This is a genomic window from Brachyspira hampsonii 30446 (assembly GCF_000316195.1).
GTDB classification, from domain to species: Bacteria; Spirochaetota; Brachyspiria; order Brachyspirales; family Brachyspiraceae; genus Brachyspira; species Brachyspira hampsonii_C.
Map to the genome: position 1 here is coordinate 1,227,547 of NZ_JH994111.1, position 15,789 is coordinate 1,243,335.

Consider the following 15,789-nt stretch of genomic DNA (forward strand, 5'->3'; position numbering starts at 1 on the left):
TTGACAAGATTTAGTATAAAATTATTTAATATATAAACATACATTTTTTAGAAGTGTATCCTAGCTTGTAAGAATATAGCTTTTAGTCTAAGGTGTACTTAGTATGTGCTGTACTTCATATTTAGAATCAAAAAAAGTTGTGTGGACTATATAGTAATCTTCTAATCAATATAGTTTAAAAAGAATTTTGGTATATAAAAAACTATATATAAAAATTATAAGATGTATTTTTAATATTAGCTGTATAAAAATAAAAATTGAAATGTTATGTATTGAAGAGAATTAATTACATTTATATTCAAATGCAAAATAATAAATTAAAACATTATGTTTAATAAATTTAAATTCCCCACCATTTTGAAGCATCTGATTGATATGCCCACTGATAAGAATTATCTGATGTAATCCAAATTTTTGCTAATTGATTTCCATTTTTGAATATATAAAGCCCATTAATAGAGTATACAGCTTCACTATCAAATGAGTCATCTGTATTATTTGTAACATTAACTACAGTATTGAAATTAGTTTGATATCCAAAATATTGCACTTTCCAACCTGAACTAGGAGTTACTTTTCCAGTAGTTGGATCCATTGTGCCAACACCTGTAGTATTTGCTGTTAATGTTGTTCCAGTTCCTGTACCCTCCAGTCTTGGTACTACAGGAAGCACAGAATTAATTATAGTTTCTATATATTTATTAGCAACTAGATTGTTAGTACCATAAGCAGTAACTGATACATAATATAAATTATCATTATTAAAAGTATAATTAGGAATTTCTATTATAAAATTTGTTCTAGTATGATTGCTGCTTGCTACAGTTGGAAGTGCTTGCTGTGCATTTTTTATAGCATCATTAGGCTGTACAAAATTTGCAGAAGTACCAACATATATGTTAAAACCTGCAAAATCTGAAGCTATTATACCAGACCAAAAACTTATACTTACTTTATTATTACCAGGTATTGCATAAATATTATATGGAGTATTATATTCATCAACTATAGTTATAAGCTCCTCATTACAAGAAATGAATAAAAAAATAATTGGTATTATAAATATGATTATTTTTTTCATAATTAATAACTTAAGATATTAGCAGAAATTTGACGGCAATAATCAGCTATGATACTGCTAGTACCATTAACACTCCTTACATATATTTTACCATAATAGGCATTATTTCCTTCTGTTATTTTTATTAAATAAAGTCTGTTAGCTTTAACTTGTAAATCAATATTTCCATATCCATTTTCCGGAGGAACCACAACATCATCTAAAGAAGTACCTGATACCATCATCATACTTGTATTATTAACATTTTGAAAATATAATACTCCATTATTATTTATTAATCTAGCTAAATCTCTTCCTTCTAAATTGATAGTGGTATCAGTATTTATAGTTTGATTTAGTGCATCTGGTCTTGGTGTTCCCATCTGTACAAAATTATCATAATAGTAATAACTTTCTAATTGAGGAGTTATCTGATATGCTGATACCCAAACATATATAGGTATGCCATTATTTAAATCAGAATCTTTTAATGTAGATATATCCGAACTATTAGTAGAAAAATAAGCTCCTGTTTCAATAGTAAAAGAGTATTTCTTGGTAACTGTGGATTTTGTTTCTATTAATGTAGGCAATGCTTTTTGCTGATTATATAATCTATATTTTCTAGGATATGTATTATCTCCAAAATATATGTTATATCCGCTAAAAGATGGTTCATTATTTTGGGCTTCAAATTCTACTGTTATTTTATTGTTTCCTGGTATAACTTTTGTTATATAAGGCTGATTCAATTCAAGAGTTACCCCTGTAACATCTGGAAGACCGCAGGAAATTATTGACAATGATGATATTGCAATATATAAAAGTATTTTATTTATATTCATAAATTTATTATAAACTAAAATATAAATTATATCAATAGTTATTTATTTGTGCTTCCAAAGCCTCCTTCTCCCCTTTCTGTATCAGACAATGAGGAGACTTCTTCAAATGATATCTTTTCAACTTTAGCAAAAACCATTTGGGCTATTCTATCACCATTATTTATAGTAAATGGTATATCAGTTAAAGATGCCAATATTATTTTTAGCTCTCCCCTATAATCACTGTCTATTGTGGCAGGAGAGTTTAAACAAAAAATACCATTTTTTAATGCTAAAGAGCTTCTGCTTCTAACTTGTGCTTCATAGCCTTCAGGTATTTCTATAAAAAGTCCCGTTGGTATTAATACTATATCATTTTTATTTAAAGTAATAGGATTCTCTATATTAGCATGTAAATCAAGTCCTGAAGAACCAGATGTTTGATATTTAGGTAAAGGATTTTTAGATTTATTAATAATTTTTATTTTAAGCATTATTCCTCCAATATTTTTATCTGAATAAGAAAGCTAGTATCATTATAATAATTAAAGCAGTAATACCTTGTACAAAAGTAGCTAAGGTTCTAGCTTTATATGCATCTTTTATTTTTAAACCGGATAATTCTACGACTATCCAAAAATAGCTGTCATTGGCATGTGAGGCTATCATAGAGCCTGCTCCTATAGCCATCAATACTAAAATTTGCGATATAGGAGTATTAAATCCTAATGTTCCAAGGAGAGGAGAAAAAAGTGTAGCTACAGTAACAACTGCTATTGTAGATGAGCCTAATATTATTTTTAAAGCTGAAGCCATAATAAAAGGCAGTATTAATCCCATATTTAATTCTCCGAATATATGTCCTAATTCAGGTATGATTTTTGCCAATTCAGTAGATTTTAATACTTCTGCAAAAGCACCGCTTGCTCCAACTATAGCTAATATACTTCCGGAAGCTCTTATACCATCACCTATCCACATAGATATTTCTTCTTTATTAAATTTATGAGTTAGCAAGAGAGCAAATAAAAAACCTATAAATAACGCCATAGACGGCTCACCCAAAAATATAAATATGTTTCTTACTATTCCGCTTCCTAATCTGAAAGAATCAAATCTAACAATACTTCCAATCGCCATCAATATTATCGGTACTACTATAGGTGCTAGTGATTTCCAAGCAGAAGGAAGTCCTCCAATATCGCTTATTAAAGTTTCATAAGTTGGAGATTTATCAGGGTAATTTGGTTTTTTTATATATTTTGAAATAAATATTCCGTATATTGCTCCTACTAAAGAGGTTGGAATGGCAACTATTAAGCCTATAATTATTATAGTTAATAAATGTGCCTCAAGTCCGAATAGATTAACAACGGCAGCCGGACCTGGAGTTGGAGGGATTAAGGCATGAGAGGCATAAAGTCCTGTAGATAATGCAACTGATAATGCAACAGGAGAAGCTCCGCTTTTTTTGGCAACAGCTTTTCTTAAAGGTGTAAGTATTAAATATCCTGAATCGCAAAATACAGGTATTGATACTATAAAACCCAATATATTCATAGCCAAAGCCGGATGAGATTTTCCCACTATTCTTAATACTATCTCACCCAATTTTAAAGCAGCACCGGACATTTCTAATATATTACCTATTATACTTCCCAAAACTATTATTATACCGACACTTGCCAAAGCATTACCAAAACCTTTTCCAATTAAAGCAGATATTTCTGTTATATAGTTTGTATCGTTATTAGATGGAACATGAAGTGTGAAAGCTAGAAATATTGCCACTAACAGCATAGCTATAAAGGGATGAACTTTAAACTTGATTGTTAAAATCATGACTACAATAATAGATATTGCCAACATAGCTATTACGAAATAACTAATCATTAAATATCCTTATCTTTTATTTTTATTATGTTGAAAATAGATAAAATATTAGTCATCTTCTGGAACTTCAGCGTGAATATATCCTTCTTCAAAGAAATTTATTAATTCTTTCTCAGCTTGTTTAGCTATTTCTTCCATTCCGTCCTCATATTCTATTTCTAATATTAGATTGGCTCCTTGAAATGCTCCAAGCCCCATAATATTAAATACACTTTTTGCATCTGCTCTTACACCATTATAAAGTAAGAATATACCTATATTTGAATATTCATTCTTGCTTGATATTTGAGATAGAACACCTGCTGGTCTTAGATGCATTCCATTTTTGCTTTTGATTGTTACTACATTTGTTAATGTCATTATATATCCTGAGATTTTATTATATTCCTATTATAGTATATTTATTTATATTTTTCAAGGTTATTTTATTTACAATTCCCCGCCCATTAGGTTTTTTAATTTTATTTTGCTATTATAATCAAAATTATATTTACAGTCTAATTATAAATTATTAGCCCCCGCCCTAGCTTTGATTATGTTAATAATCTCATTAACGCACGGTTAGAGAATTATTTTATTTTTGTGAAATTTGAATTATAAATCAGCTTTATTTTTTAGCTTCATTCTGCGTGCGGTTAATATATTTATAGAATTTGTATTTAAATTAATATTTTCTATAAGTATTAATTAAAAAATATGTCGCTTGTTTATGTGTATAAACATATTAATTTTTATAAGAATGCTTGACTTTTGTTTTTTTTTTGTATAATAATATATATATGATATTTAGGAGCCGTTTAATTGAATAAATTTCCTTGTACATCTTGCGGAGAATGCTGCAGACATATTACTAATATACCTACCTTAGAAGAATTTGATAAAGGCAATGGAGTATGTATTTATTTAGATGAGCAAACTAATTTATGCAAAATATATGAAACAAGACCTGAAATTTGCAGGGTTGATTTGATGTATGATAAATATTTTAAGGAAAAATATTCTAAAGAAGAATTTTATAAATTAAATATGGAGTCTTGTAAAAAACTTCAGTATAAATATTGTACTGATTAAAATAAATAAAAAAGGAGATTATTATGCCAATACCATTAATAATAGGAGCTATAGGAGCAATAGGATCAGCTATAGGAGCTGCAACTGCTGGAGGAGCTGCAACTGCGGTCATTGCTGCAGCAGCAACTGCTGCTGTTGCAGGAATAGGAATAGCTGCTTATAAAAAGGCTACATTCAAACCAGCAAATAAAGATGATTATGCCGATTTTACTATTTTATTATTAGGAGAACAGGCAGCAGGAAAAGATACTGTAATGAAATCATTAGAAGATAAAGGTTTTCCATCAGGACATACGATAACTGTTAAACATGATACTATTACTTCTAATGTAGAAGGAAAAATAATAAAAATTATTAATACTAGCGGAAGTGAAAGTACTTTCACTAATACAGAAGAAGCTAGAAATTTATCTCATAATATTAGATGTTATGTATTTGATGCCAGAGAATTTTATAAAGACAAAAAAATAAAAATGGGTATTATAGATTCTATTAATGAATGTCAGCAAAGAGGTATTACACTTATAACTATAGGCACCAGAGGGGCTGAAGTATCAGATATTAATAAAATAGAAAATGAAATAAGAGGTTTGGGAGTTTATTGTAAAATTTTTGAGTTTAAAAATAATCCTAGAGAAGATTTAATAACATATATTTTTGAGGAGTGTATGAAATGATAGTTGCTACAGTTCAAGGTAAAGATAAAGGTCCTCATGATACTGTTCTTGACGGTAAAAAAATAACAGGTGAAGAACAGCAGAAAGCTATAAATAATTTACTTTCAAAGCTCCCTCCTAAAGAAATTACAGGAGATGATATTTCTTTACTTAATAATAAAGAGTTTTTTTGCTCTATGATTCACCCCGAGAAAGATGTTGAAGGCAGATATAGGATAGTATTAATCGTATGGGATAAAAATACATCTGAAGAAGTTATAAAAGAGACTATTGAGGGTATAGGATGCGATTATAATAGATTTAGTCAAATAAGAAGTAGAATAAATAATAAAAAAAAAACTTCAAAAAAGACTTTCATAATTATAGGAGTAATAGTGATAGCAGCATTAATAATGATATTGAAAAAATAAGTTTTTTTGAAAAAGCTGAATCAAAATTTAAATCTTTTTTTAATAAAGGTAAAAAAAATGAGTGATAAAGAACAAATTTTATTATTAGATGAACTAACTAAATTTGGTATTGACAGAAATCCTAAAAATACATCGGTAATAAAAAATAATTTTGATATATATGAAATTGGAAATCCTGATTTGAAAAATATTTATGTAAAACCTTTGCATAATGAACCTTATCCTTTGTCGGATATAACTGAAAACGGATATTTTATAAAAAGTAATATATATAAAAATGTTTATTATCCTCTTAATTCATTTGCTGAATGTTATGAAAGAGATTTGAGTTATATAATAACTCAGATAGCTTTTAATATGGGAGCTCAGTCAGTTTCTGTTGTTTCAGATACTAAAGAAATAAAATTAGAAGAAAACAGTAGAAATTTTAATCTAAATGCTGGTGTGAATATTAAAGGATATGGTGTTTATGGCGGAGTTGGAAATTCTAGTTATGAAAGCAATGATTATAAAAAAAAAGATTCATATAAATATTCTGCTAATATAAAGGGAAAACTATCTTTTTCAAAAGAAGATTTTGATAAATGGATTAAAAATTAAAATATAAATCTTTATGCTGTTAATTTTATGAAGCCGTATATAAATATGTTTTTGAATAATGGATATTTAGAAGGTGAACTAAAAGAGGAACGATTTTCATTAGAATATAGTAAACATATTTATAAAAAATGTACAGAGATTGAAGCAGGATTTAATGTTATTCCGCAGTATCTTCAAACTTCACTAAAATTTGATTTTAATAAAGAAGGAACTTCAGAAAGAAAATGGTCTAAATATTTTAAAATTCATATAGTATTTTGATTTATAAAAAACAATAAAAATATAAAAGATATCGTATAATTTTACGGTATCTTTTTTAATATTATTTATTTACTAATATTTAATATCAGTAAAACCTTTTTTTATATAGAATTCATGTTATAATAGTTTGACTTTTTTATTTTTTGTTGAGGATAGATTAATGGCTAACAATTCTATAGAAATAAGAGGAGCTAAAGAGCATAACCTTAAAAATATATCGCTGTCAATACCACATAAAACCCTAACCACTTTAACAGGAGTATCAGGAAGCGGAAAAAGTTCTCTGGCATTCGATACCATTTTTAAAGAGGGTCAAAGAAGATATTTAGAATCATTATCAGCATATGCAAGACAGTTTTTAGGAGTTATGGCTAAGGCGGATGTTGAACATATAGAAGGACTATCCCCTACTATTTCTATAGACCAAAAAAGCGTTAATAAAAATCCCCGATCTACTGTAGGCACCGTTACAGAGATTTATGACTTTTTTAGATTATTATTTGCAAGGCTTGGTGTTCCTTACTGTTCAAAATGCGGACATAAAATTTCAAAGCAAAGTGAAGATCAAATAGCTCATAGTGTATTAAGAGAGTTTGCAGAAAAAAGAATTTTGGTTTTAGCTCCTATTGTAAGAGATAGAAAGGGAGAGTATAGAAAAGAAATTGAAGAAGTAAAACTTGCAGGATATCCTAGAATAAGAATTGATAATATAGTTTATAAATTCGATGAAGATGAAATACCAGAACTTAAAAGATATGAGAAGCATACATTAGAAATAGTTATTGACAGGATAAAAGTTGAAGATAAATATTTGTCAAGAATTACTGATGATATTGAGAGAGCTATAAGAATAACAAAGGGACTTGTAGCATTTTATGAAGAGCATGAAAAAAGTAATGAAGCACTTGAAGTCAATAATGATATAGAAAACATTGAAGCAAATGAAGCTGATACAAAAACTAAAAAGAAAAAAATAAAAATGAGTAAGCAGTTTGAAATAGATAAATATTATAAACTATATACTACAGAAAGATCCTGTGCTAACTGCGGACACTCTATTGCAGATATCGAGCCTAATTTATTTTCATTTAATAACCCTATGGGGGCATGTACTGTTTGCGGAGGGCTTGGAGTTGAACATGTATTTACAGAGAAGCATATTGTAAGAGATGATAATTTAAATATTTATGATGGGGCTTTATCATGTTTTGTAGATGATCATATTGGTTTTGATATGGAATATGGTATTGATGAACTAGAAGTTATTGCAAAAACTTATAAAATAGATTTAAAAAAGCCTTGGAAAGATTTTACTAAAACAGAAAAAAAATATTTGCTTTATGGCACTGATAAAGAAGTAAAATGGAGAAAAAGATTCTGGTATCATAGCAAACTCGTAGAAGAGAGAGTACCGGGTATTTTAGACAGATTAAAATATGACTATGAAACTTATAAAAATAGTTATTATGCTAATTTTATGGACGAAGTTGAATGTCCTAAATGCAAGGGGAAAAGAATCAATGAAGATGCATTGTCAGTTAAATTTAATGGTAAGACAATAGCCGATTTTTCTTCAATGACTATAGAAGATTTATACGATTATTTTACTAAATTAAAATTGAAACCTAATGAAGAGATAATAGGTGCTCCTATAGTAAAAGAGATTATTTATAGATTAACATTTTTGGTGAAAGTGGGATTAACATATTTAACAGTAGAGCGTTCCTCCCCCACTCTTTCAGGAGGAGAATCTCAAAGGATAAGGCTAGCATCTCAAATAGGTAGCGGACTTGAAGGTGTATTATATGTACTTGATGAGCCTTCAATAGGACTTCATCAATCAGACAATAAAAAATTAATAGAGTCATTAAAAACATTAAGAGATAAAAATAATACCGTTATAGTTGTAGAGCATGATAAAGAAACTATGGAGGAGTCTGACTTTTTAATTGATATAGGTCCTAATGCAGGAGTTAATGGAGGAGAAGTTGTAGGCATTGGTGATTATGAAGAGTTTTTAAAGTCTGACAGATCCTACACTGCAAAATATTTACGCGGCGATGATGATATAGAAATACCAAAGACAAGAAGAGACGGAAACGGAAAATTTTTAAAAGTAATAGGTGCTAATCAATTTAATCTAAAGAACATAGATGTAGAGTTTCCTTTGGGATTATTCATTGTTGTAACTGGACTTTCTGGAAGCGGTAAATCTACTTTAGTTGAAAATATTTTAATGCGTGCTTTGCATAATCATTTTTATGGAAAGACTTTAACAGCAGGCAGTCATGAAAAAATAGAAGGACTTGAAAATATTGATAAGGTTATAGAAGTTGATCAGTCTCCAATCGGAAGAACACCAAGAAGCAATCCTGCAACTTATACAAAAGTTTTATCTCCTATAAGGGATTTATTTGCTGCTACTAAACTTGCAAAAATGAGAGGATATGATAAAGGAAGATTCTCATTTAATGTAAAAACAGGAAGATGTCCTACTTGCGAGGGTGCTGGAGTTATAGAGCTGGAGATGCAGTTTTTATCTAATGTATTAGTGCCTTGCGAGGAATGCGGCGGTAAAAGATTTAATGCAGAAACTTTAGATGTTAAATACAAGGACAAAACTATATATGATGTTCTTGAAATGAGTGTTTCAGAGGCTATTAAGTTTTTTGACGGCATAACTTCAATAACAAGAATATTAAAAATAATGGAAGATATAGGACTTGGTTATATAAAATTGGGACAGCCTTCTACTACTTTATCTGGAGGAGAGGCTCAGAGAATAAAACTAGCAAGTGAACTTCATAAAATATCTACAGGAAATACTTTATATATATTAGATGAACCTACTACAGGGCTTCATTTTGAGGATATAAAAAAATTATTAAAAGCATTAGACGGACTTGTTGAAAAAGGAAATACTGTTTTAGTTGTAGAGCATAATTTGGATGTTATTAAATGTGCTGATTATATTATAGATATGGGACCTTTAAGCGGAGATAAAGGAGGCAGAGTTGTTGCTAAAGGAAAGCCAGAAGATATTATAAAAGTAAAAGAATCACTAACTGCAAAAGAACTTAAAGAAATATTAAAGCCTTCAAAAAAGAAAAAAGAAATTATTAAAACAGAAGAAGCAAAAAAAGAAGAAAATACTTCATTAATAATAAAAGGTGCTAATAAACATAATCTTAAAAATATCAGTTTAACATTACCAAAAAATAAAATTAATGTTATAACAGGAGTATCAGGAAGCGGAAAAACTTCTCTTGCATTTGACACTATATTTAAAGAAGGTCAGAGAAGATTTGTTGAATCACTTTCTACTTATGCGAGAAGATTTTTAGGAAGATTTGAAGATGCTAATGTTGAAAAGATAGAAGGACTTGCTCCTGCCATAGCAATAGATCAAAAGAATGTAAGCAGAAATCCGCGTTCTACTGTTGCCACTGTTACAGAGATTTATGACTATTTCAGACTAATTTTTGCAAGAGTTTCAAAACCTCATTGTCCTCATTGCAATGATAAAGATACTCTAAAAGCTGAAACTCCTTCTATACTTGCAACTGAAATTATTGATACTATGGACTTACATAAACTTATTATAATTTCTCCTCTGTATCATAGTTCATTTAATCATAGATTTACTTTTGATGATAATGATGCAAAAGATATTAAAAAGATTATAGAAAAAACAAGAGAAGCTGGTTATGTGAGAATGCAGATTAATAATAATGATTATGTTATAGATGATATCACCGAAGAAGAGATTAAATCTTTATCAAAAGAAGATATATATTCCGTAGGTATAGTAATTGACAGAATAGTTGTTGGAAAAGATAAGAGAGCTAGGATTGCTGATGCTATTGAAAGGGCTATGGATTTATCAAACGGAGTGGTGCATATAAAGGCTTCACATGGAATAATTATAAAAGAAAGTTTCCATACAAAGTTTCCAGCATGTCTTCTTCATGGTATATTATTTGATTTTGAAGTTACTCCAAGGCATTTTTCATTTAATTCGCATTGGGGATACTGTGAAGAGTGCAAAGGACTTGGAAGTAAGCCTACATTCAGTATAGATTTGGCAATAAAAGACAATACAAAGCCTTTATTTGACGGGGCATTAGATACTGCTCTTCATAATATGTTTTCTACTCATGGAAAGCATTATACTGATTCTTTATTCAGATTATTAAAAAGAAACGGCATAACAAAAAAAGATTTATATCAAACTCCTTTTAATGAACTTGATAAAAAAGTGATAGATACTGTATTTTTTGGCGGTGATTATGCTATAGGAAATGTTATCACTGCTTGGCATTCCAATAATGATGTTACAAGCGAAGATTATTCAGAGTGGAAAGATAAATCGCTTGGTAAATTTTTTGTTGATGAGGAATGCAGTTCTTGTCATGGAGAAAGGTTAAATGAAGTAATGAGAGCATATACTATACAAGATAAAAATATAAGCCAAGTATGTGCTATGACTGTTGAAGGAGCAATTAATTTCTTTGATGAACTTCCTAACCTTTTAACAGATAGAGAAAATACAATATCAAAAGAAGCTGTAAAAGAAATAAATACAAGGCTTAGTTTTTTAGATAAAGTGGGATTAAATTATTTATCATTAGGTAGAAAATATGCTACACTTTCAGGAGGAGAGGCACAGAGAATAAGGCTTGCTAGTCAGTTAGGCTCTAAACTTACAGGAGTGCTTTATGTATTAGATGAGCCTACTGTAGGACTTCACCCTAGAGATACAAGTCATTTGCTTGATACATTAAAAGAATTAAGAGATTTAAAAAATACTCTTGTAATAGTAGAGCATGACAGAGATACTATGAAAGCTGCAGATAATATTATAGATATGGGACCTTTTGCTGGTGCTTTCGGTGGCGAAGTAGTTTTTGAAGGTAAATATTATGATATATTAAACTCTAATAATTCACTTACAGGGGATTATTTAAGCGAGAGAAAAAAAGTATTTGAGAAAACTGCCGTAAGAAATGAAGAGACTGAATGCATAAAATTAAAAAATGTTTCTACAAACAATTTAAAAAATATCAGCGTTGATATACCATTAAAAAAAATAGTGGTTGTTACAGGAGTATCTGGAAGCGGTAAATCATCACTAATAATAGATACACTCTACCCTGCTCTAAAAAAACGAAGACTCAATCAATACTCTAAATTTGAAAGTGCTGAAATACCTAGCATTGTTTCTGACACTATATTAGTTGACCAAATTTCAATAGTGGGTTCTATTAGAAGTACATTAGTAAGCTATAGTAAAGTATTTGATAAAATTAGAAATATATTTGCAAAGACTCCTACTGCAAAAGCAAAGGCATTCGCAGCAGGCAGATTCTCATACAACGGAAAAGAAGGAAGATGCAATATATGCGAAGGCAAAGGCATAAGAAAAATAGCTATGCACTTCTTATCCGACATGGAAATAGTTTGTGAGGCTTGCGGAGGCAAAAGATACAATGATGAAACTTTATCCGTAAGGTTCAAATCTCTAAACATAGCCGAAGTATTAGAACTTACAGTTGATGAGGCAATAGAGTTTTTTGACTTTGATAAATCAATCACTAAAACACTTTCTATAATGAGTGAAGTTGGGCTTGGTTATATAAAACTCTCTCAAAGGCTTGATACTTTTTCAGGCGGAGAGTTACAGCGTTTGAAACTTGCCACAGAGTTAGCAAAAAAACAAGGTGATGAGCATATAGTTTATATTTTGGACGAACCTACTACAGGACTTCATTTTGATGATGTTAATAAACTTCTTATAGCTTTAAACAAATTGGTAGAAAAAGGACACAGCGTCATAATAATAGAGCATAATCCTGATGTTATAAAAGCTGCTGACTATATAATAGATTTAGGTTTAGAAGGCGGAATTAACGGTGGGGAGATAATTGCTAAAGGTACTGTTGAAGAGATTTTAGAGATGAAAAAAGGATACACTTGGAAGTATATTTGATTAAATAATATAAAGTTATTAACTAAATAATAATTAATACCTTTATAAAAAATTTAATTAGAACTCATCGCTTCTAAATTCTTCATCAGTAAGTAATTTGTTTTCTATAATTACATTGAATAGACATTTTATTATAGAATTGAATTGTTCATTAATAAATTTTAAAGCATTTTTTTTATGTTCTATAAATTGTTCTACTTTATGTTCATTTTTTCTATGTACTAATGTATTTCTAATTTGGCTAATTGCTATATATCCATCTTTTAATTTATACTTTTTACTATATGAATTAAAATGATAGCATAAAGTATAATCTTTATTTAAATATTGTATATCTACAACTTTACCCTTCCATTTATTATTTTTACCTCTATATGTTTCTGCACTTTCTATATAATCAAATAAACGCATAACTATAAGTTCTTTTCTTGTGTTGCTCATAATCTCATAAATATCTATTAATACATTTTTGTTTTTTATATCAGTATCTTTTTCTAGAACTTCAGATTCAGCACATTCGTTTATTAGTTTAATAATCAATTTATAATTATTAAAATCATCTTTGTTAAAAATATCTATTAGAGTTTCTGTATTATCTTTATTTGCCCTATGTAAAGAATCTAATAAATATTTTAACATTATTGTATATGAATCTTTATCCAAATCATAATCATCACATTGGATTATATAACTAGCTATACTACTGCAAAGTTCGTATGCTTTTATATCAAATGCTATTGTTACAGCAGGTATACTAAATTCTAGTTTTTTTAAATGATAAATATATAATTGTTCTAAATTTTCTCTAGCAGCATCATAATGAATATAACCTTTTTCCTGCATTTCATATATCATCATTATACTTCTAAAAGCTTCAGTCATACCATATTTAAAAGAACCTTCATCTATAAAATTAAGCAGTCTTATAGAGTTTTTTAAATGTTCTAACGCTATGTCAGCATTTCTTTTGCCTTCTTCTTTTTTATATATAGCTCTTCCAAGTAGCATAAAATAATCAGAATCCTTAGGCAATTTATCAGTATATTTATATATTATTTCATGAGCTTCTTTATATTTTTCATTTTCATAATAAAGAGAGACTAAATTAATAATTGGATCTTTTATATATGGATGAACATTTCCATAAAAGTTTTCATAATTTTTTATACTTTCTTGAAATAGTTTTTCAGCTTTTCTGTAATTTTCTATATCTTTATTTTTTAGATATTTTATTTTATATAATATTCCCAAATTACTCTGTACCATTGGTAAATAAGGCTGCCATAATTTTGCATGATAACACCATATATAAATATGAGTATTTTTATTGTATCTTTCCATTAAATCATATATATCCTTCGAGTAGGATATAAGGTATTTATTATATTTTTCAGCTTTATTAAAATAGTCTTCGGTATTAGACTTATTTATATTTTCTTTTACTTTTTTATCTTTAATTTTATTATATTCATCTTCATAATATCCTTCTTCATATTTATTAGTATAATAGAATGCCATATTATTTATTATAGCTGCATCTATTATTTCATATTTATAATCATTTATTTCTCCTTCATATCCTGCAATTGATAGTAATGCTGTTTTATTGTTTTTATCAATTTCTAATAATTCTTTTGCTGTTGAGTATGCTTTATCAGATTCATATTTAGTATAATAAATATATATAAGTATTTCATATATATTTATATCTGCTTTTTTACCTTGGGTTTCAAAATGCTCTTTTATTTTTACAATACCTTTTTCTAATAATTGATTTAATGCTATTGAATTTTCAGCAAATTGAAATTCTCTTATAATAAAATTAACTAACTGCAAAAAATCACCTATATCTATTTTATTATTAATAAATTCACCGCTAAAATATAAGAATGCTTTTTCTATATCACCTGAATTTTTATTATAAAAGTTTACCCATTTTTTTCTTGCTTCTTCTAATTTTTGTTTATCAAATTCATAATATAATTGTTCCATTTTGTTTCTCCTTTTATAAATCATAAACCTAAGCCGCTATATTTCAATTAATTAGCTTTTTTGTACCTGTTATAATATTTATCAATACTATAATTCATTTTGAAAAACTCTTCATACAAATCAGCATCATCTTCTAATAAACTTTTTGAGTAAATATATTTATTATCAATGTTGTTGAAGAATCTGGCTTTAGCATCAAGCATTATATAGGAAGAAGTCATGTTATTATTGTTTTCACTGTAGATTATTCTTTCATTTGCTGCATGGGTATTGAGAAAATAATTAAACTCTTCATCGCTTATTAAAAGTTCTTTGCAGGAATTAAGATTTTCTATAGGAAGAACCTGAAATATTTTCCATTTGTTAGGAAGAGTTTTTTCTATGAATGAGTTTAGATTCTCTTTGTAATTATATCTATTAACTACAGTATTTATCTTTAACTCTTTGCCGCTTTCTTTAATTTTTGAAGTTAAGTACAGATATTCTTTTTCAGTTATAGTGCTGCTGTTTCCTATACTTCTTCCAATTTTTAGGCATGTTTCTTTGTCTAATGAGTCTATGCTTAAACCAATAACATCACAGCATTCCAAAGTGGCATTTAGTATAGATTTATCTTTTAAAAGCATTGAACCATTGCTTACTATACTCAATATATGGTTTTGAGACTTTAGATAATATAATAAAGGAATATAGTTTTTGTATATAGTCGGCTCACCGCCTACTAAATTAATATACTTAAAAGGTTTAAGTATAGATGCTATTTTAAATAGATCTATATTGCAGATATCTTTTGAGGCATAACAGAACTTGCAATGCATATTGCAGTTATTTATGAAATGCCAATTAAGTTTTAAGCTATTAAAAATACTCATAATAAATACCTCCGATATAAAACTCGAAACATATTCAAAGATATTTTTTCTTAAGTATTTTAGCTTATGTCTTTAGTATAGTTTATTATTTATTTTAAGTCAACTATTATATAATAAAAAATAGAATAATCAAATCAATA

13 protein-coding genes are annotated in these 15,789 nt (G+C 28.2%); 6 read left to right on the top strand and 7 right to left on the bottom strand.

The window, feature by feature from the left end; genetic code table 11:
• Nucleotides 1-340: 340 nt before the first annotated feature.
• Genes A966_RS10085 through A966_RS10105 form a run of 5 tightly spaced genes read right to left on the bottom strand, consistent with a single transcriptional unit; the run spans nt 341 to nt 4,137 of the window.
• Nucleotides 341-1,081 (bottom strand): hypothetical protein, encoded by a 741-nt coding sequence (locus A966_RS10085; RefSeq protein WP_008725199.1) that lies wholly within the window; start codon nt 1,079-1,081, stop codon nt 341-343.
• A gap of 2 nt (nt 1,082-1,083) precedes the next feature.
• Complete coding sequence (locus A966_RS10090; RefSeq protein ID WP_008725202.1) at nt 1,084-1,905, bottom strand: hypothetical protein; 822 nt, start codon at nt 1,903-1,905, stop codon at nt 1,084-1,086.
• A gap of 38 nt (nt 1,906-1,943) precedes the next feature.
• Nucleotides 1,944-2,378 (bottom strand): dUTP diphosphatase, encoded by a 435-nt coding sequence (gene dut / locus A966_RS10095; protein ID WP_008725204.1) that lies wholly within the window; start codon nt 2,376-2,378, stop codon nt 1,944-1,946.
• A gap of 16 nt (nt 2,379-2,394) precedes the next feature.
• Nucleotides 2,395-3,777 carry a GntP family permease gene (locus A966_RS10100; RefSeq protein WP_008725205.1) on the bottom strand — a complete coding sequence of 461 codons (1,383 nt, stop codon included), beginning with the start codon at nt 3,775-3,777 and terminating at the stop codon, nt 2,395-2,397.
• 48 nt (nt 3,778-3,825) lie between these two features.
• A complete protein-coding gene (locus tag A966_RS10105) occupies nt 3,826-4,137 on the bottom strand; it encodes an HPr family phosphocarrier protein (protein WP_008725206.1) in 312 nt (103 codons plus the stop codon).
• Nucleotides 4,138-4,578: 441 nt separating this feature from the next.
• Here A966_RS10105 and A966_RS10110 point away from each other — a divergent pair, with 441 nt between their 5' ends.
• From A966_RS10110 to uvrA, 6 genes are all read left to right on the top strand, one after another.
• Complete coding sequence (locus A966_RS10110; protein ID WP_008725207.1) at nt 4,579-4,848, top strand: YkgJ family cysteine cluster protein; 270 nt, start codon at nt 4,579-4,581, stop codon at nt 4,846-4,848.
• A gap of 23 nt (nt 4,849-4,871) precedes the next feature.
• Nucleotides 4,872-5,525: a hypothetical protein gene (locus A966_RS10115; RefSeq protein WP_008725208.1), complete on the top strand. Its 654-nt coding sequence runs from the start codon at nt 4,872-4,874 to the stop codon at nt 5,523-5,525.
• On the top strand, nt 5,522-5,935 hold the full coding sequence (locus A966_RS10120; RefSeq protein WP_008725209.1) for a hypothetical protein: 414 nt from the start codon (nt 5,522-5,524) through the stop codon (nt 5,933-5,935). The genes A966_RS10115 and A966_RS10120 overlap by 4 nt, the downstream gene beginning before the upstream one ends.
• Nucleotides 5,936-5,992: 57 nt before the next feature.
• A complete protein-coding gene (locus tag A966_RS10125) occupies nt 5,993-6,535 on the top strand; it encodes a hypothetical protein (RefSeq protein ID WP_008725210.1) in 543 nt (180 codons plus the stop codon).
• 27 nt (nt 6,536-6,562) lie between these two features.
• Nucleotides 6,563-6,796, top strand: coding sequence for a hypothetical protein (locus A966_RS10130; RefSeq protein WP_141709355.1), 234 nt, complete (start codon nt 6,563-6,565; stop codon nt 6,794-6,796).
• A gap of 160 nt (nt 6,797-6,956) precedes the next feature.
• Nucleotides 6,957-12,785 (top strand): excinuclease ABC subunit UvrA, encoded by a 5,829-nt coding sequence (gene uvrA / locus A966_RS10135; protein ID WP_008725212.1) that lies wholly within the window; start codon nt 6,957-6,959, stop codon nt 12,783-12,785.
• A gap of 57 nt (nt 12,786-12,842) precedes the next feature.
• Here uvrA and A966_RS10140 read toward each other — a convergent pair whose 3' ends face one another.
• Nucleotides 12,843-14,777 (bottom strand): tetratricopeptide repeat protein, encoded by a 1,935-nt coding sequence (locus A966_RS10140; protein WP_008725213.1) that lies wholly within the window; start codon nt 14,775-14,777, stop codon nt 12,843-12,845.
• Between the two features lie 47 nt (nt 14,778-14,824).
• Nucleotides 14,825-15,649 carry a viperin family antiviral radical SAM protein gene (locus A966_RS10145; protein WP_008725214.1) on the bottom strand — a complete coding sequence of 275 codons (825 nt, stop codon included), beginning with the start codon at nt 15,647-15,649 and terminating at the stop codon, nt 14,825-14,827.
• Nucleotides 15,650-15,789: the final 140 nt, after the last annotated feature.